Raw genomic sequence first — 18,152 nt, forward strand, 5'->3', positions numbered from 1 at the left:
CAGTTTGAAGTGATACGCTCGTACGTCGTACGGTTAAAGGTTCTGTTAGATCTTCCTTTGTAGGAGTATAGGGAAACTGAGAAGGAAATGCCTTTTGACCCTCCATGCGAAAGGGGCCAATAGGTTCAAACAACCTAGTCGAGTTGGGCATGATAACTTGCGGGAGCCGGCTCAGTCCGTCGTCTATTTCACCCATGTCACGCTGCTGAGTCTGATCACTAAAGCATGAACCATTTTGATTTTCTTTTATTGGACTTTGCGATACTGGCACATTAGTTTCACCGGTCGCTCCAGAGTAGGTCACATCTCGATTCACGTGAATCGAATCACTTTTGTTGCTTCCTGCGCAGGCTTCCGGGAAACCATTATTATTATTAATAACGTTGACATTGATCACACTGTTTTTTGGATCTTTCGCCTGCCCTTTGCTCGATGCCGATGCTGGCATTGGTTCGGACAAAGGCTTAGTATCGTTTTTAATAAGCCGACGAAGCATCTCAGCCTCATGCAGGGCGAGACGTAGTTCAACGACGTTCTTTTCAAAGCGATTTAAACTCTTTGGTAGCACCGTGTCTACAAGATGCTTTACCATCTCAGCTCCACCGCTCGACATCAACCCCCTAAAATCAATCAATTTTATCGTCTCGGGATTCTGCACCGTGAGTTTCCGGTTAATATAATTATGTATGGCCGGAATAACTTCTTTATCCAACATAAATTCGTAAACACCTGACTTGCAAAACTTTTTGGTTTCTTTTTCGATATCATCTCTGAGTAAATTTACCTTTTCATACAAATTTCCTGGATGAAAAGCTACAAATCCTGATTGATTGTCCAGTTTATCGTTCTTAATCAATCCAATTAAATTTTCTTCCAACTTTTGAATTGATTCCGCAGTACAATCAGTTGCTTTCAATGCCTCAATAAGCATCGCTAAATTAATTACTCCGATCTGAGCAGCATGATTAGCTGTCTCGAACTTACGTCTTAATATATCCGCATCAGATTTAGAACCCGATACTAACAAATTTTCGATTGCGCGTTTTTCATATGGCTCCATTAAATTTTGGTTAACGGATTCTAGCTGTTCATTAGAATTTTTTTCAACAACAGATTCAATAAGTTCTGAGACATTCTTCTCAGCGCTTTTCTTAATCTCAGAGCATACTTTTTTAGGATCAATATCAGGAGAAGATTTTGCATTAAAAAAAGCACTTACCTCAGGGGTAATTTCTTGCCCCGAACTAGCTACACGGGTTATCTCTCCGCTTAATACAGTAGTACCAGATTTTACGTTATTTGATGTTACTTCTACGTTCACCCCCCCCAAAAAAGGGAGATGATAATTATTTTTTACTGGCATTTTTTTAAAATCTTAAAAATTTAGAAAGTTCTTCAGCATGTCATGCATCGTCTGAATAATAGAACTCATCATTTTGGTGTAAGTATCAAAGCGAGTATAGGCATTAGTATATTTCTGACCACGAGCCTGCAAGGCATCTTCAACACGACTGAATTGCGAATCAAAACCTGCTTTCCATACGTTATATTCGGTAATCGACATACTATTATTTTTCTCAAGCATACCCTTTTGCATGCTCATGATCTGACTCAGATCAGGTATCACGCAAAAACTGCCATCGCCTCCACTACTCAAGGTATTTTCATGTAAGCAATTTGCAGAATCTAGCCCCAACTTCTGGCAGATATCCATCGCGTCACTCTTGCTCAGCCCTCCACTTGGAGCAGAACCTGCAATCGCCATCTCATTTTTTGGAGTATTCAATATCTCCACCAACGCTTTACTCAAGCTGCCCCACTCGACCTTCATACGATTTTCGCCATCAGCCGAGACCCAATTTGCCAAGTCGGTCATTATGTTGGTCAGCTTCTGATATAACGCAGTATATTTTTCTAGCGCCTTGGCATAATCCTCCAGATTTTCATTCTTGTCAGTAATCGAGCTAGCCAGTTCTTGCCAGACTTCACCAAGATTTTGACTTTTGCTTTCTCCCACCAATTGCGCCAGTTCTGGTGACAATTTCTGCTCGGCAAACTGAGCGATGATGGGACTCAGTTCGTCAATAACTTCGGTTTGAGAAAAACCATCTTCCGATTTAATCACTGCCAATCTCGCGTTCTCAGAACTCAAGAAGTCATTGATTTCCTGTAGGCTTTCCTTAAGATTAGCTTCTTTCTCAGAATTAGCTTTTCTTAGTCCGATCACTTTATCCAGTGGTATTATTGCCTTTTCATTGGTGCGGACATAAATATCACGCATTTCTTCAGAAAGCGACTTCACCTTGCTTCCAACAGACTGAAGCTTCTTTAGCTTTTTTTGCAACTCATCTGTTTCGGAGTTAGTTTCATTCAGCGACTCAGAAGTCTTTCGGTCTGTGGCAAGCTCTTGCGTCGGAAAATAAAATTTCTCAAAAGTATAATTTGGATGTATTGAAAGCATCGAGATAGGGCCGATTTTGGCAAAACAATGAAAAAACAGGAATAACCGAGAGATACATTCTCCGGCAGTTGAGAAGGCGCTCCACAACATTTTGCACTTGTGCTGTTGTCTGCTGTAGAGCGACTGAGATTAGCCTCTGATTGACCTCACGATTTCACTACTTACCTGATTGTTTGAATCAGAAACAGAGGTAATCAACATAAATATCTTCGTAAGAAGATCTACTAAACGTTGAACTGCCTGTTCATCGCTATGCTGTGCTGTCGATGCTACAGCCGCCTCAGCGTCGTTGACCTTGGCTTGCGCATTGGCGGAAGCAGCCTGAATACCAAATCCTGTCTGCCCAATCGGGGCCATATGTTGAGCAATTGCCATGGTGGTTTGCCCAGCAGCCTGATCCCGTGAGAACACAAATTCATTTTCCCTGCGAGACGCATCCTGGGCCGCAGCAGTCACTTCATTGCGATTTGCTAGCTGCTGTAAAGTATGCTGCTCTTCGCTGGTGAGATTAGGCTGATTTGGTGCAATCGAGACCTTACCATTAGCGGTATCAAGAGTCTTTAAACGTTCCTGCGGACTATTGCCCGACAATGGCTCCACCGGTCGACGTAGGGCGTTATTCAGGTCAGCGTTCATTTGACGATTGCGATCGACATCCCGCACATTGGTCTGAATATTTTTGATTTGACCATTAGTGCCCTTTGAGTATTTCGCAAAACCTCCTCCCGCCACGCCAACAGCCAGCCCTGCGCCAACGACTGATCCAGTAAGATTGGCAAACGCACCATTAATTCCATTTTCCCCGGAGGCCTTGGCTTGCAGCGTCGAGACTTCAGCAAGGCTCGCTGCACTATTCCTCCGTTCGGTATTTGCCTTTCCCAACACAATGTAAAGTAAAAACAGCAATTCCACCAAGTGATCAATACCCCACCCATTTTCGGCCTCTTCTTTCACAGCTGGCAACTTACTTTCAAGTAAATCCTTCACTTCTTCGCCAACGTCATCCTCCGCCAATTTTTCCAGGCAAGTAATCAGTTGATTACGCCCATCAGGTGTCATAGCCTGAAGATGACTTCGCAATACGTTCCGCACGACGACAGGATCAAATTCACCATTATTTTTTAATATCAATAAATCAATTTTATTTTTTAATGTCAATAAATCAATTAGTTCTGATACTGGTTGATCCGGTACATTTTCTTTACCAATTGAGCGCTGAGATTCAGAAAAAAGAGGTGATACGTAAGCATTTGCAGGGAGATTCGATACAGCAGTATTCATAAAATTAAATTCCTTTTCTAAAGTGCGTAAAATCAAGCAGCGCGCATGCCACGAATGGATCTGGCGACGGCAGTTCCCGCCCCACAATATTGCTCAATGGCCTTGCTGGTCTCACTAAAAAATTCATTTGCGGTCGTTAGCGATGCTTGCAGCATATCAATCAACTGTGCAAACATGTCACTGATTAAATCCAATTCAGCCATGGAAAACTTCATATTTGCCACCGCCTTGGCAACCTCGATATTGGCAAGCTGCATGCTGATATCCAGCCCGCCCTCGGTGGTGGCACGCGCAACGTTCAAACTGGCACCGACGCGCCCCAATTGATGTGCATAAATCTGCTTGCTCGCAGGATCAGTCGACAAGCCAAGGCGCTGAGATACGGCATCAAACATTTTCGTCGAAGAGCTGGAAATTTGTTGTGTCGTCTTCATCACTGATTTTTTAACGATTTCAGGGATGAGTTTGCCGATTGTCTTTTCAAGTACCTTCGACATAACGGTCGCCACCTTGCTCATCACATTGGAAGCTGCGCTAGCCAGCGCACTTCCTGCTCCCGTCACCATGACTAGAACAACAGCGACAGCGATCGCGATTGAGACGGCAATCATCGCAGCCATTCGTGCGGTCTGCTCGCTGACGCCCATTTCTTTTAGCACATTGACCAATTTATCGATCACGAACTGCATGATTGGCTGTAATGCAGCAACGATAGGCTGCATCAGCTTGTCCATGAATGAGTCGCCTGTCACTCCGCGGTAAATCTCATCGGCCAGCAGCAAAGCTAACCCTACACCTGCCAATACCAGGCTTGCGCCGCCTGTGAACACTGCACCAACCGCTGCAATAGCCATCAGTGAGGCACCAAGAATTTTGCCTACGCATCCCGCGGCTTTATTCAAGGACTCGGCTTTAGCCAGTTCGTCATCAGCTTTTTTAGCCTCAATAACCATTTGCTTGATGCGATTCTCTTCCTGAATTTTTAGTAATTCGCGCTGGGTTTCGCTTCGTCGCTCTCCAGTTGTGAGAATCAACTCACCGAGCTTCATCATTAATGCCATCAGTCGTGCAATATTGCTGACGTCTTTCTGTAAGTCCAACTTGTCCAGACGCACCTCTTCCAACACTGACCTAGTCAATAACTCATCCGCCACTTTTTGCAGACCAATTAACTTTTTTTCGACACTATCGGCCTTATGACTCAAATCACTGCGCACCAGGCTCATCAACTTGAGTTCCTCACCAAGCGACTCACAAGCCTCATTTAATTGCGTAAAATCTGGGCTATCCGGGTCCAAATCTTTTAGCATCAAACGCAGGGCGGCAAGCTTGCTCTCTGCCGACGTGATTTTTTCGATAACACCAGACAGCTCAGCCGCCAGCGTTTCCAGCTCCGCCAGGTCCTCCGGCATTGCATCGACGGCAAGCTTGTAGTCACTTGCAATTTTTACCAGGCTGGCGTTTTGCAGTTCTTTTTTTATCATTGCAGTGTGTGCGTTCGATGCAAATTTATTGACATCACCTCGCTCCAAGGTTTCAACCATTTCGGCCAGCAAAATGTTCGCTTTGTAGCTCGCTGCATTCGCTGCTTCCGCGTCGGACACTTCGTTTTTTGGCGCAGTCAATTGCGGTCGAAATGGATCGGTATCGATCGAATCGGAATTCCTTCCTTGCCGATCACCTGACTTGAGCTCCAAAACCAAATTGTGCAACTCCTTTGCTGCCAAATGTGCCTTCTCAAGACGATCATTAGGCATTATAGTGAGACGCTCTGCACTCTTTACCGTCGCGATATCGGATAAAAAGGTATTTTGAGTATGCCAAATACCATTGCTTGCCATGTTCATTACTGCTCTCCGATTACTTATTCCGTTTATGATTTGAAGCACTTTCTTTCTTCAGTGCCTCTAAATATGCCAGCGCCTTAACGACAATAGCCTCATCGCTTGCGTACTCGACCACTGCCTTGAAGCATTGACGCGCCTTGCCAGACTTCCCCATCGCCAATTGACACTGCCCCGCATATAGCATGGGGCGATAATCAGAATCAGCCTGCGCAAACGCAACCGCATATAGATCACTGGCTTTTTGATACATTCCACTCAGTTGATAGACTGCCGCAAGACCCAAAAGAAAATCGATATTATAAAAATCATAAATACAAAGAAATCGAAAAAATTTTTCCGCCTCTTCTAATTTCCCCTTGTTATAAAAATCATAAGCAAGTCCGTACAGGCCTTGCATTTGCTCTTCGGATATTCCGTGAATTTCTCGAAGAGTGACTCCTTTATTAACTGCATCAATGATTAATTCAATATCATTTTCCATTTTTTCATCAGATTGATGACTCATATAAAACTCCTTTCATGCCATCAATTGATAGCGTCAGTATCTCGGAATAAGCAGGCAAAAGCGTTAAAAAAGCGCGCATAATTTAGCTACTTTATTTGCTTGAATTGTCATCTGCTGTCTTTTCGGGTCCATCTGGCGTTGCCTCAGCACCAGCATCTGCTACCGGAGGATCAGCTTCAATGGGCACCCCGCTAGCAATTTCCACCTGTTGTAGCCACAACAGAATTCTTACCACCGCGTGAATCTCGTCCATGCTGACCATGTCGTAGCGCTTGTGTGTACGAAATAAGCGCCTGGCCAGAGCAACATCGACCACCACTGGGATACCGATTTTTTCCGCATAGCGGCGTACCGCCAAAGCGCGTTGGTTTTGCTCGCGTATGGTGATATAAGGTATTGGTGTCAGTTCGGGTTTGAAGTAAATAGCGATAGCAACGTGTGTTGGATTAGCAACCACAACCCGTGAATTTTCGATGTCGTGTTTTTCCTGCTCTGTTAGCAACTCCATGTACATTCGCTTACGCTCAGTCTTGAGCAACGGGTCCCCCTCAAGCTCCTTATGCTCACGTTTAACCTCATTCTTGTCCATGCGCAGATCCTTCAAATAAAGGAATAGCTCAACCAACGCATCTAGTATGAGTACGCAAATGACACAAGCAAGACAAATAAGAAACAAGCGCAGAAACAACTTCGACCAAATTGTGATTAATCCAGGAATTGAGGAGTGCAATTGTGCAAATATCAAATCACGACTCGATGACCAAAAAACAACCAAGGCGATACCGAAGCAAAATAAATAAAGGATTGCTTTGACAAAGTCTTTTACCGTCCGCAAATTAAATATCCTTTTCAATCCTTTACTCGGACTGATAGCACCAAAATTTAATTTCAATGCCTCAGGTGCCACATTAAAACCACTCTGAAGTACCGATGGAAGAGCAGTTGCAATAATGCTTATGACAATAATAGGCGCGAGACTCTTGAAACCGAGCAAAAAAACAGTGATGACATATTCATGCATATTGAGTGTGAACCCACTCTTGATTACGGCGACTATGCTGGAACCTATTTCATCAAATGATCCAAACCAGACAATAAACAGGACGCCACAAAGACTAAGACAAGCCGCTACCAGATCTCGGGCTTTGAATGTCTGTCCCTTCTTCGCTGCATCTCGCAACTTCTTACGAGTGGGTTTTTCTCCTTTTCTGGCAGACATATTTAGGGCCTTTCAATCCAAAGGGAGAAATGTTCTGCCATTGTCCCGAAACGGATAATTTCGTCGGGGAGAATGGGCGCAAAATAGACAAGCAAAACAACCAGCGCGACCACACTTTTCACTGTGAGCGAGATTGAAAAGGCGTTGAGCTGTGGCGTAAAATGCGACAATAAACCCAGGACAAATTCAAACAGTAGCAAGATCACGATTACCGGACTGGCAAGTACGATCATGTTGGTCATCAAACTATTCAGTAACTGCAATACCGGCTCGGTTGAGAAAGTGCAGCCCTGCAAGGGATCACAAAGACGGTAGCTTTGATTGACTGTCTCAGCAAACAGCATCAGGCCACCTGTCTGCAAGTAGACGACTCCTGAAAAAAAATTAAGAAATTCCGATAATTCGGAGGTGTCTACGCCATTAGCCGGATCAATCGTGCTGCTTAGTGTCGCGCCGCGCTGATTGTCGATAAAGTTGCCAACCGCGTGAAAAACCCAGAAAGGCCAGCCCAGTAGCATACCTAGAATCAGGCCGACCAAGAGCTCCTGAGCAATCGCTGGCAAATATACAGACAGCTCAATATGCGCCAAGGTCTCGAGTGGCATGGGCCAGAAACCCAGTGCGACAACCATGATGACTGCGGTACGTGAAATACCACTGAGCACACTTGATTTAAAAAATGGCAGAAAAAAAAAGATCGGTGCTAATCTGGCAAAGCCGAGGCTCGCGCCCAGAAACCATGTATTAACATCAAAAACGAGTGCTGTATTCATACACTGACACTTACAAAGTAAATATCATTCATCGTAACGCCAGCCGCATGACCTCGTGGCCGAAGTTGAGCAGGACTTCGCCGTACCAACCAGACAAAAGAAAAAGACACAAGCTGACGGCGACCAATTTGATACCAAATGGCAAAGTCTGCTCCTGCAACTGCGTTATTGTCTGAACCAAACCGACCAACAAACCAACTAACGTAGCAACTGCTACAGGCCACAGGACAAGTATCAGAATCAGGTACAAAGCCTTATTGCCTGCGTAAACGATATCTCCCATGGCTCTAGCCTCCGCTACCAAGATCGATATATTGCAGAATCAACCCTTGGCTAAGTAATGACCAACCGTCCAGTGCAACAAACAAGATCAGTTTGATAGGCACCGAGATAACGACGGGACTCATCATCATCATGCCCAATGCAAGTAAAATACTGGAGATCACCAGATCAATGACAACGAATGGTAAATAGAGATAGAAGGCAATTTTGAATGCACTCTTGATTTCGCTTAATGCGTATGCTGGTAGCAAAGCAAAAATCGATGGCCGATCGATATCTTCAACCCGCACTTCATTTTCCTTCTCTAGCCGTGCGCTTTGAATTTTCTCAAAAAATTGCGTTAATTCAGGATCGCTATACTTCTGTAAATAACCGCGATATGCATCCATACCGTTATCGACAAATGACATGACAGAAGGAAGACTTGCAAAGTTGACCTTGTTTTCGCGTTGATAATCGGTTACCTGCTTAACCACTGGCATCATGACGAACGCTGCCATCATTAAGGCAACAGCATTGAGCACGAGATTGGATGGCACCTGCTGCAGCCCCATCGAATTGCGAACCATGATAAATACAATCGAGAATTTGAGATAACACGTGCCCGCCGCGATCAAGAATGGCAGTAAAGTTGCTAGTGCGAGAACACCGATGAGAGAGATATCATTAGTCACGTTATTTCTCTTTGGAATACCGACCTACCAAGATTTCGTGTAGTTCGACTCCGAGACGACCGTTCAACTCAACCAACTCGCCTTGACCGATCCGTCGACCATTGACGACAAGCTCCACCTGTGCCTCGGCATCCTGATCAAAAGTAAATATCTGCCCGCGATAGAGTGCATCCATTTGCGCCACGGTCATCACACTACGCTGCAGAATGAAGTCAACCCGCAGCGGGATATCAGCAATCGCTGTGCCCACTTCCAGCGCTTCTTCTGATGAAGTTTCTACTGCCGAAGATGCCGTGTGGCTCTTCTCTACGAATTCATTCATATCTTGTCGCTTCATCTTGTCTTCAGGATTTATTACTTGCACAAATACCTCTCCGTTTTCATCGATAGAAAATTTTCCAATTACCGTATCCCCAGAGCCAATATCGAAAGTTTCTCGACTAATCAGCATTACGTCCCCGCGGCGAACTTGCGTCAAAGGCGCCCGGTTTAAAAGACTGTACCCAAGACGCCATTCGATGTTGATTGGCAGTGCTTCCATTGATTTTGAAAAATTTCCTGATACTGGAAGCATAGGTGTTTCTATGCGAGGAAAATCTTCTAACCAGACTCTTCCCTGAGGGGTAGCAACCGACAGTAAATGGCTTCCTTTAGGAGGCAACTCAACTTCCGAGCGTATCTGAATTACTTCATAGAACAGTTCAGGAATAGGGATCTCAATTGGATTTAAAGACGCCTCAAACAGTGTCTTCACCTGTTCCGAATAACGATTACTTTCCGCTGGCAGAGACATCTCGGTGATGCCTGAAAGCGTATATAAATTGGGAACACTTAGTGAAACCCACTCATCCAGATCTAAAAATCCGCGCCAGCAAACTTTATCTCGATAGGCAGAAATGGCGACAATTGATCCCGTTTCTGGGAATGGCAAATATGAAAGTAACTTACCCAAAGAAGCATCGCGTAGTGGCCATAGTGCAAGCGCAGTTCTTGCTTCGCGCTCTGTACCATGTAGCTGCCTTAACACCCCATATTTCATGCATCATCCTCTTCCCGCTCACGTTGCGAGCGCTGCTCTTTGTGTTCGTCCGTAGCATCACGATGTTCCCGTAGTTGCCACCTATCACCGCTATCAGTTATCCCTCCGTAGGCATTTAAGCGCTGCTCGACCAATTGGCTGCTGGGTTGAAGTAATGCGGATGCGCCGTCAGTAGCCATTACCGCTGGCGGAACTATTCGCACGGCATGCTCACTCCCCCAGGAACGAAATTTGTATAACAAAGTTCCGTCCGCTTTAGCATCGGATGCCATTGCCATTGCCTTTGACGATTGCGGGATCGTTGGTTGCATCATTACGCTCTCTGATTTCAGCATCGCAGAGCTCATCTCAGGTCTGCCACCGGTGTTCAAGCCAGCTAACTGTCCTTGATGCAATTCTTCGGATGTCATTTCGCGGCCTACCGAGTGACCCAATGGTTTGTCCTTAAGACCCAATGGCTCGGAACGGGCAGACTCGGTCATGACGATGTCTTGTATCAGAGACTGCTCCCTGGACTTCGCTTCAGCGCCTCCAGAGATATCCATTTTGTTCTTGGTAGTGCCGACTGGATCGACGCCAGATAATTTCATACGCTCTGATTCCAGACCTAACGCAATCGGATGTGTTCGTAGCGCATGTGCATCTCTCGCCTTTGGCGAGTTCGAGGATATCTTGAGCGCCATCGCCGAATTTAATACCGAACCATCAACGCCCAAGACGCCATCAGGTCTTCCTGGAGGTGTCGAAATATTTGCTGTTGCAATGGCTGCATGAGATTGCAGCTCAGCCTCATCTGGTCGCAATTGCTGCAAGACGACCAAGATTTGTTCCCGCCCGTCGTCTTTTTTTTCGTCCTTCTCAGATTCCAGGATACGCTCCCCGACCTTCTTGTCCGTAGGAATGAGTTTTAATTCATCTGCTACTAATAGGGAACTGATGTTGCTTTGTGCGAAGGATGCACCACTCACATTGACCATGACAAATATTCCTCAATTTCAATTTCTTCAGTATTCATCTGACGCAGTCGTAACCACGCACGCTCTTTCTCATGCAATAAGCGATAACGTTCGCGGCGCTTCTCCAGCTTCCGGTAGATTTCTTGATGTTCCACTACCTGGAGACTGCATTCGTTCGTTGTTTCTTCCTGCCGATGTAGTTCAATTTTTAGTAACTGGGTCCGTCGTTGCGCTACCGCCGTTTTCCGAAGTAGATCGAATAGTTGTTGACGATTTAACGCATCACCTGCGAATTCTTCGACTTGCTCCAGCTGCTGTTGGAGTGAGATGGCATTTTCCAGCTTGGTCAGCTTTTCTTTCTCGAGATCAAGATTGGTCGATACCTGAACGAGACGTGACTTACCAATAGCTGCCCGTTGCGTACTGTGCTGTAAAAGCTTGCGATAGTTATGCAGCATGCTCCCTCAATTCATCTAATAAGGTGTCAGCTATGAATTCACCGTCAATATCCTGTTTCAACCATGCCGCGAGATCATCTTTTTTCTGCAGCAGGTAGTCATTTTCTGGATTTTCACCAGGTCTGTACTCCCCCAAATCGAGCATTAACTGCAGTTCATCCAATCTGCTGAATTTCTGTCGAATCGCAGCCGCTGCATTGATGTGCTCGCGACTACAGACATGCCCGACGACACGGCTCAGACTCTTCAACACGTCGATTGCCGGATATTGATTCCGTAATGCCAACTTGCGGCTGAGATAAATATGCCCATCCAAAATGGAGCGAATTTCTTCCGCCATCGGATCAGTTTCTTCATCACTTTCCAATAGCACCGTATAGAATGCAGTGATACTGCCGATATGCGTTGCACCAGGTCTTTCCAGCAAGCGCGGCAGTGCTTCAAATACCGAGGCTGGATAGCCCCGTCGAACCGGTGCTTCTCCTGCCGCAAGCGCGACGTCGCGTAGCGCACGCGTATAACGAGTCAGAGAGTCCTGGATCAGCACCACGCGCTGTCCCTGATCACGAAAATATTCCGCCACCGTCGTTGCCAGCAAAGCTGCATTGCAGCGGTCGATTGAGGAGGCATCAGAGGTCGCGTACACGACAACGGTCCGGCTTCGTTGTTCAGAGCGCTTCATCGCATCCACAAATTCCGTAACCTCACGGCCACGCTCGCCAATCAAACCGACGACATAGACATCTGCAGACGATCTCTCCATCAACATGTTGACCAATGTGGTTTTACCGGTTCCGGCAGGAGAAAAAATACCCATGCGTTGCCCGATACCACATGTAGTCAGCGCATCAATTACACGAATACCGCTACTGAACACCTCGGTGATCGGTACGCGCTGCTGAAATGATGGTGGCGCAGCATCCAGTGCACATACTTGAGGAGGATAGAAAGAGTTTTGCTGAATTCCCATCCTGTCAACATGGTTGCCATCGGAATCAAGCACCGCCCCAAGGACACTTCCATCAAGCAATACGGTCTGCGCACCGCCGGTAGGCATCAGCACAGACTCCCGTGACAATCCTTTGGGATTACCGAGCAGGCTCAACACTGCCATGTCTCGCCGAAAACCAACCACCTGAGCGCGAGCACTTATTTCGGCATCACGCCAATGTCTCCGGATCTCGCAAATTTCGCCGATAGCAACATCCGTCAATGGCGCCTCGATAATCGGCCCCGAAAGATGATGCGGATGTACAGCCGCTTTGAGTAAAGACAAAGACTTCATTGACGGATAATTTCCAGGAATCGCGTCTGGCGCTCAAAGAAAGCATTGATTGCCTCTGACATGCGCTGAGCATTCTCTAGGAACTCTTCTGAAATATTGCTATACAGCTGCAATCGGCCTTCGCTCTCACGCAATACAATTTGTTGATTCAGCCCATAAGGGAAGCCGAGCATAATTTCTTGTAACAAAGGCTCTGACGAGTGACGGACGATGCTTTCATGAAAGTCACATAAGTCACTCCAGATAACCACTCTTTCATCGGTCTTTCCAATATAAAGAGAAGGACTGTCGTTGAGCTCAATCTGTACTGTCGCATGCTGATCCAGTTTCTGAATCAGCGAAGGGTCACAGCCCGTCTCCAGTAAGGCATCTTTTACAAGTTCTGCAAGTGTTTGGTTATTCATGATTTCTCCTTGAACTTTCAGTGAAATTAGATAACTTTCAGGACATTGACATCGACATCATTGGCAACCTCGCCGAACGACATAACATCCAGATCCTTAAATTTTGTTTCCAGTAATTTCTTCACAAAACGGCGTACGTCGACCGTAGTTAGAACAATCAGATCTTTTTGAGCGACTGGAAAACTTTGAAAAAAGAGCGCGAATTTATCGACGATCTCATCAGATACTGCAGGTTCGATGTTGAGAAAGGCCCCCGCTGAATTTTGGCGAATTCCTTTTCTGACCTGTTCCTCGGTCTCTGCCGACAACATCACCACGCGCAAGCTATTGCCGATTGCAAACTTGTGAGAAATATAGCGAGCCATCGCACCACGTACGTGCTCGACCAACGCAATCACGTCTTTTTCTCTTCCTCCCCATTGCGCCAGCGTTTCAAGAATCAACTTAAAGTTGCGGATTGAAATGCGCTCTGATAAAAGACGCTGCAAGACTTCTGCGATCTTCTGTACAGTCACGTTACGCAGCACCTCTTTAAGAAGATCAGGGGAACTTGCCTCCATCTTGTCGAGCATTTTTTTCGTTTCTTGAATACCAAAAAATTCTGGCACATGCTTCACGACCAATGCGACAAAGCACTGATACAGCTCTTCTGGCGCAGTACGCAATTGAAATCCGAGATTCTCCAACGTGGCACGTTGGGACGACTCTACCCAGTAGGAATTCTGTTGTGACGAGTCATTGAGTATCTCGACATCGATACCAAGACGTTCCACCTCAGTGGAGAAATTAACAACGCGTAGTTTTTCAAATCGCACATACATTGACTCTGTACGAATTTCGTTAATGAGAAGGACAACCGCATTGTCAGGCTGCTGCTTGGTACCGCGTAATACGATTTCGCTTAGTCGCACGCCATAATCAATAAAAAATTGGCTACGAATACGTTGTATCAATTGCTCCTCAACGAAGGCACCTTCCTGGGCTTGGGGAATCATCAAAATGAATGCCACCGCTTCAATTGCCACTTTGTCCAGATCCGCAATCAAACCCATCCGATGTGAATTCTCTGCGGCGTTATTAATCGATGTGTTCTTGGGAGCATCATCGCTGTGGCTATCGGCCTTTTCAACGCGCCGTTTGCGTCGATGGGTGATGTAGAGAAATGCCCCCAGAACAACGGCTAATAGGATAAAAGTTATTGCTGGAAATCCTGGGAGAAATGCCACCATCAATGCCAAGAGAGCCGTAATACCAACGGCAAAAGGCATGCCAAGTAGTTGCCCCATGATATTGCGACCGAGATTGGCACTATCGCCATTAATCCGTGTCACGATGAAGCCGGCGCTGATGGAAATGAGTAGTGCCGGAATCTGAGCCACCAGTCCGTCGCCAATGGTAAGCATGGTGTAAGTCGACAAGGCGGTCGACATATCCATGTTGTGCCGTGTTACCCCTACCGCAATTCCACCGACGAGGTTGACGAGAATAATGATGATCCCGGCAATAGCATCACCTTTGATGAATTTCATTGCGCCATCGAAAGCACCATATAACTGGCTCTCGCGTTCAAGCACGTTACGGCGCTCTTTCGCTCCCTCTGCATCAATAACGCCAGCTTTCAGGTCGCCATCAATACTCATTTGCTTACCGGGCATACCATCCAGCGAGAAACGAGCCGCTACCTCTGCAACTCTCTCCGATCCTTTAGTGATCACGATGAATTGAACGATGGTGACAATTGAAAAAATGACAAAGCCGACGATCAGTGTGTCGCCGATGACATATTCGCCAAAGGTCGCAATAATTTCTCCGGCATCTGCCTGCGTAAGAATGAGGCGGCTGGTGCTGATCGATAGCGCAAGCCGGAACAAGGTAGTGATCAGCAAAATCGTGGGAAATGTCGAGAAATTCAAAATCTTGTCGACATAAAACGATCCCATGAACAGCAGAATCGCAATCACAATATTCAATGCAATCAGAAAGTCGACCATTATCGTCGGCAATGGCACGATCAACATCGCGATGATCATCACCATCAGCACAACAATAAATAGTTCAGGGCGTGCGCCGACGTTGTTTAGTATTTTTTGAATCATGGCATTAACTTATTCCGAAAAGCGGCGTATTTCGAGCATCTCCGCTGCATAACTTTGATCAATCAGCTTGTCCATCGCTACGATCGTCTCCTCAATTACCTGATCGATTTCTTCGTCGTCGAGCGGCTCAGGAAAATCCATCAGAAGCTTGATTGGCAAGCGCTTATATGCACTGCGAACAGCGTTGATCCAGGCGGATCGCTGGCTATGCGTGGCCAGCAGGGAAGCACCAAGCATTTCGCGAAGTAACTGACCTGCGGCGATACTTCTACTAGTCAACCCAAAAAATAGGAGCAGCCAATCGGCCTCCTCTTCCTTGTAAGCTGGGACCAGCCTTCTGTTCAAAAGCGCGCCTACAAATTCACGATCTGCGGTCCTCAAGATATGTACCTTCTTCATGTGGGCCAGTAGATAACTGAACTCCAGATGATCACAACTTGGATCTTCGGAGCGAATATCGATTCCCAGACTTTCCTCAATGAAATCGACAATGAAGTGACGCGATTGATAACCATAGCTGGAGATCCAGCCTTCATAGTCGGCAATCGGACTGCGCCCGCTTTCGAGATAACGTCGATAGGTCTGGCGCAAAAATTTTGCTTCCAGGCCCAAACGCGCACCGAACAGTCGTGCTTTGAGTGCACAATGAATTCCAGCTTTCAGCATTTTGGGATCGGCTTCTTGCGTCACTTTCTCCAGCAATGCTTCCAAATGACGGCGCTGAGTCTGTGATACCTGCTTGCGCTTGAGTAATTCCCTGAGCACGAGAAAAAGGTCACTTTCATCCGAAAACAGGCTGCGCGCCTGCGCCAAAAGGTTGTCGATTGAAAGCTGAGCCACTTTTGTAATTTCGAGAAGCTTTTGCGACTTTGGAACGGCATCTTGCTCAAGGACGTGATCGAAATTCTCGGTCGCTGAACTTGTCTTTTTTTCGAGCTCACGACGATTGCGAAACTGGGATGCAACGCTCGCCATATCGTCTGCCATTTCGACGATCTTTTGTTGTAATGCTGCGGGTGTTGCGTCATCACTTGCATCAGAGAGTGGCTGTGACGAGATGCTGTCACTAGCCGCCTTGACCGATTCTTTCTGACGCGTTTCTGCCTGAAGTCTGGCGGCCATGATCATGGCACTGCCACCACCGTGAATACTAGCTACCATGGTAGTGACTCTCGCTATTGATAGCCGCAGTCTCTCGTGTCTTATCCAGCTTTTTGATCAACGCTTCGAATGACACTTCTTCCTGCACGCTCCTGGTATCGATATCGAGGCTTTCGGTGATCTCACGTGGCTGAATCAAAAATAGACGAACAGTGTTTTTGTTAATCTCTTTGTTGTAACGGAAGGCTCCGCCGATATAAGGTAAATCCCCCAATAGTGGAATTTTCCCTGTGTTTTGGCCACTCTCACCGCGGGTATACCCCCCCACCAACAGACTCTTGCCTTTCGGTACGCGTGCCACAGTACTAATTTTTGTTCTACCAACTGTAGGCAAGGTATTAGTCTTATTTTCGAGCTCACTAGCAATTTCACTACCATCCTCGATGTTCAACGACAATTCAATTTCGTCCTTGCTGGTAAAGCGTGGCAAAACATGCACCAGAGTGCCGTAGGTTACTTGCTGCAGTTCGACTGCTCGCTCTGCAATCAATGGCGTATAAAAGGTGCGATTATTGTCAAACATGGCGGGTGTATTTTCCTGCGTCAGCAATACTGGTCGGGAAACAATCTGCGCCTTGTTCTCGCGTGACAGTGCAAGTATCGATGCAACAAAGCGACTACTTTCGAGTGTACTGAACGAGTTCAAGGAGGCTTCTGTGTTCAGTCCTGCGCCAAAGAAATTTCCTATTGATACCGAACCTTGCCAATTGACACCCAATTGATCGAGGTCATCTTTTTGTAAGTCGATGATCCATAGCGCCAGTTCGACATGTCTTTTTTGCTCATCTAGCGATTCCACCAAATTTCGTACGAAGCGAATTTGATCGACAGTTCCCTTGACCAATAAACTGTTGGTCTCAGGATAGGCAATGACACGTATATTGAGCTTCGGGGCTGTTTCTATTGATTGCGATGCTGTTCGCTGTGTCTCTGGCAAAACTGGTGGGATCTCCAGCACTGGAAGCTCGATCCGTGAATCAAGCAATGATGGTGGGCTCTCTTTTTTGACAGGAAGAGACAGAGTCTGCCGCTGGTCACTAGCCAATAGCTTTTCAATAATCGTCGCTATCCCAGGAATCAGGATATTTTCCTCACGCCGAGTGTACGCACGATCCGTCACAAAAGTGTTTTGCAGCTTAATTACCTCGACGCGCTGATCATCAAGATCAGCAGTCTGGCTGTCCATCAATGATGCTGCTTGTGTCACCAGATCCACGTATATCGGTGGGCCGGATAAATAAAATGTATCAACACTGTCGCCGCGCAACGGATAACGCGGGTCAGAAAGACCGGATTTTGTAAGAAAGGAAATCAGCGTCTTGGGTGAGATATTTTTTAGTTGAATGACGCTATTTTTCGTTTCACTGGCATCGTAAATATAGATCGCATTCCCATCGTAATAATTGATCAGACCAAGTTGCCGGCTGATCTTGCTGACAATATCTCCGTCTTTGAAATCGAATTCACCTGAAATCTGTCTTGCAGCAGCAGTTTTGCTGACGATAATGGGCTTTCCAAGATACGAGGAGATAGCACCAAAGAACGCACGCATACTCTCCTGGCGTGCAACGTAACCAGACACTTCCGTGACTCGTTTGTCCAGGTGACTTTTTGCGACACCCACTTCTTTGCCGGTTATTTCTTGAGCTAAATTTGTCTGATGCACAGAACAAAGTGCTAATACGATAAGCCATGTAAAAATACCTGGCAT

The 18,152-nt window shown here is 46.3% G+C and carries 17 protein-coding genes; all 17 read right to left on the reverse strand.

Annotated features, from left to right (window positions below):
- A partial coding sequence (locus FHW66_RS06135; RefSeq protein WP_183378886.1) for a hypothetical protein occupies positions 1–1,363 on the reverse strand: 1,363 nt, incomplete at its 3' end.
- 12 nt (positions 1,364–1,375) lie between these two features.
- Entirely contained in the window at positions 1,376–2,551 is a 1,176-nt protein-coding gene (locus FHW66_RS06140; RefSeq protein WP_183378887.1) for an IpaD/SipD/SspD family type III secretion system needle tip protein, read from the reverse strand.
- 39 nt (positions 2,552–2,590) lie between these two features.
- Complete coding sequence (locus FHW66_RS06145; protein WP_183378888.1) at positions 2,591–3,778, reverse strand: IpaC/SipC family type III secretion system effector; 1,188 nt, start codon at positions 3,776–3,778, stop codon at positions 2,591–2,593.
- Positions 3,775–5,589, reverse strand: coding sequence for a type III secretion system translocon subunit SctE (sctE, locus tag FHW66_RS06150; RefSeq protein WP_183378889.1), 1,815 nt, complete (start codon positions 5,587–5,589; stop codon positions 3,775–3,777). The genes FHW66_RS06145 and sctE overlap by 4 nt, the downstream gene beginning before the upstream one ends.
- Positions 5,590–5,602: 13 nt before the next feature.
- Positions 5,603–6,094 (reverse strand): type III secretion system translocator chaperone SicA, encoded by a 492-nt coding sequence (gene sicA, locus FHW66_RS06155; protein WP_183378890.1) that lies wholly within the window; start codon positions 6,092–6,094, stop codon positions 5,603–5,605.
- A gap of 91 nt (positions 6,095–6,185) precedes the next feature.
- Positions 6,186–7,313: an EscU/YscU/HrcU family type III secretion system export apparatus switch protein gene (locus FHW66_RS06160; protein WP_183378891.1), complete on the reverse strand. Its 1,128-nt coding sequence runs from the start codon at positions 7,311–7,313 to the stop codon at positions 6,186–6,188.
- 2 nt (positions 7,314–7,315) lie between these two features.
- Positions 7,316–8,086, reverse strand: coding sequence for a type III secretion system export apparatus subunit SctT (gene sctT, locus FHW66_RS06165; protein WP_183378892.1), 771 nt, complete (start codon positions 8,084–8,086; stop codon positions 7,316–7,318).
- Between the two features lie 28 nt (positions 8,087–8,114).
- Positions 8,115–8,369 carry an EscS/YscS/HrcS family type III secretion system export apparatus protein gene (locus tag FHW66_RS06170; protein WP_183378893.1) on the reverse strand — a complete coding sequence of 85 codons (255 nt, stop codon included), beginning with the start codon at positions 8,367–8,369 and terminating at the stop codon, positions 8,115–8,117.
- 4 nt (positions 8,370–8,373) lie between these two features.
- On the reverse strand, positions 8,374–9,042 hold the full coding sequence (locus FHW66_RS06175; RefSeq protein WP_183378894.1) for an EscR/YscR/HrcR family type III secretion system export apparatus protein: 669 nt from the start codon (positions 9,040–9,042) through the stop codon (positions 8,374–8,376).
- Position 9,043: 1 nt separating this feature from the next.
- Complete coding sequence (locus tag FHW66_RS06180) at positions 9,044–10,081, reverse strand: FliM/FliN family flagellar motor switch protein (protein ID WP_183378895.1); 1,038 nt, start codon at positions 10,079–10,081, stop codon at positions 9,044–9,046.
- Positions 10,078–11,058 (reverse strand): hypothetical protein, encoded by a 981-nt coding sequence (locus FHW66_RS06185; protein WP_183378896.1) that lies wholly within the window; start codon positions 11,056–11,058, stop codon positions 10,078–10,080. Before FHW66_RS06185 ends, FHW66_RS06180 begins: the two co-directional genes overlap by 4 nt.
- Entirely contained in the window at positions 11,046–11,495 is a 450-nt protein-coding gene (locus FHW66_RS06190) for a hypothetical protein (RefSeq protein WP_183378897.1), read from the reverse strand. The genes FHW66_RS06185 and FHW66_RS06190 overlap by 13 nt, the downstream gene beginning before the upstream one ends.
- The gene (gene sctN / locus FHW66_RS06195; protein WP_183378898.1) at positions 11,485–12,780 is read right to left on the reverse strand and encodes a type III secretion system ATPase SctN; all 1,296 of its coding nucleotides are present in this window, start codon (positions 12,778–12,780) and stop codon (positions 11,485–11,487) included. Before sctN ends, FHW66_RS06190 begins: the two co-directional genes overlap by 11 nt.
- Entirely contained in the window at positions 12,777–13,184 is a 408-nt protein-coding gene (locus FHW66_RS06200) for a hypothetical protein (protein ID WP_183378899.1), read from the reverse strand. The genes sctN and FHW66_RS06200 overlap by 4 nt, the downstream gene beginning before the upstream one ends.
- A 26-nt stretch (positions 13,185–13,210) precedes the next feature.
- Complete coding sequence (locus FHW66_RS06205) at positions 13,211–15,280, reverse strand: EscV/YscV/HrcV family type III secretion system export apparatus protein (RefSeq protein WP_183378900.1); 2,070 nt, start codon at positions 15,278–15,280, stop codon at positions 13,211–13,213.
- Between the two features lie 9 nt (positions 15,281–15,289).
- Positions 15,290–16,441 carry a type III secretion system gatekeeper subunit SctW gene (sctW, locus tag FHW66_RS06210; RefSeq protein WP_183378901.1) on the reverse strand — a complete coding sequence of 384 codons (1,152 nt, stop codon included), beginning with the start codon at positions 16,439–16,441 and terminating at the stop codon, positions 15,290–15,292.
- Positions 16,431–18,152, reverse strand: a complete 1,722-nt coding sequence (gene sctC / locus FHW66_RS06215; protein WP_183378902.1) for a type III secretion system outer membrane ring subunit SctC — start codon at positions 18,150–18,152, stop codon at positions 16,431–16,433. The genes sctW and sctC overlap by 11 nt, the downstream gene beginning before the upstream one ends.

The sequence above is a fragment of the Herbaspirillum sp. Sphag64 genome, from assembly GCF_014192645.1.
Taxonomy (GTDB): Bacteria; Pseudomonadota; Gammaproteobacteria; order Burkholderiales; family Burkholderiaceae_D; genus Herbaspirillum.

Coding starts and splice junctions, on each gene's coding strand:
- FHW66_RS06140 (WP_183378887.1), bottom strand. CDS start 2,551: ATGTTGTGGAGCGCCTTCTCAACTGCCGGAGAATGTATCTCTCGGTTA.
- sctE (WP_183378889.1), bottom strand. CDS start 5,589: ATGAACATGGCAAGCAATGGTATTTGGCATACTCAAAATACCTTTTTA.
- sicA (WP_183378890.1), bottom strand. CDS start 6,094: ATGAGTCATCAATCTGATGAAAAAATGGAAAATGATATTGAATTAATC.
- FHW66_RS06160 (WP_183378891.1), bottom strand. CDS start 7,313: ATGTCTGCCAGAAAAGGAGAAAAACCCACTCGTAAGAAGTTGCGAGAT.
- sctT (WP_183378892.1), bottom strand. CDS start 8,086: ATGAATACAGCACTCGTTTTTGATGTTAATACATGGTTTCTGGGCGCG.
- FHW66_RS06170 (WP_183378893.1), bottom strand. CDS start 8,369: ATGGGAGATATCGTTTACGCAGGCAATAAGGCTTTGTACCTGATTCTG.
- FHW66_RS06180 (WP_183378895.1), bottom strand. CDS start 10,081: ATGAAATATGGGGTGTTAAGGCAGCTACATGGTACAGAGCGCGAAGCA.
- FHW66_RS06185 (WP_183378896.1), bottom strand. CDS start 11,058: ATGGTCAATGTGAGTGGTGCATCCTTCGCACAAAGCAACATCAGTTCC.
- FHW66_RS06190 (WP_183378897.1), bottom strand. CDS start 11,495: ATGCTGCATAACTATCGCAAGCTTTTACAGCACAGTACGCAACGGGCA.
- sctN (WP_183378898.1), bottom strand. CDS start 12,780: ATGAAGTCTTTGTCTTTACTCAAAGCGGCTGTACATCCGCATCATCTT.
- FHW66_RS06200 (WP_183378899.1), bottom strand. CDS start 13,184: ATGAATAACCAAACACTTGCAGAACTTGTAAAAGATGCCTTACTGGAG.
- FHW66_RS06205 (WP_183378900.1), bottom strand. CDS start 15,280: ATGATTCAAAAAATACTAAACAACGTCGGCGCACGCCCTGAACTATTT.
- sctW (WP_183378901.1), bottom strand. CDS start 16,441: ATGGTAGCTAGTATTCACGGTGGTGGCAGTGCCATGATCATGGCCGCC.
- sctC (WP_183378902.1), bottom strand. CDS start 18,152: ATGCCAGGTATTTTTACATGGCTTATCGTATTAGCACTTTGTTCTGTG.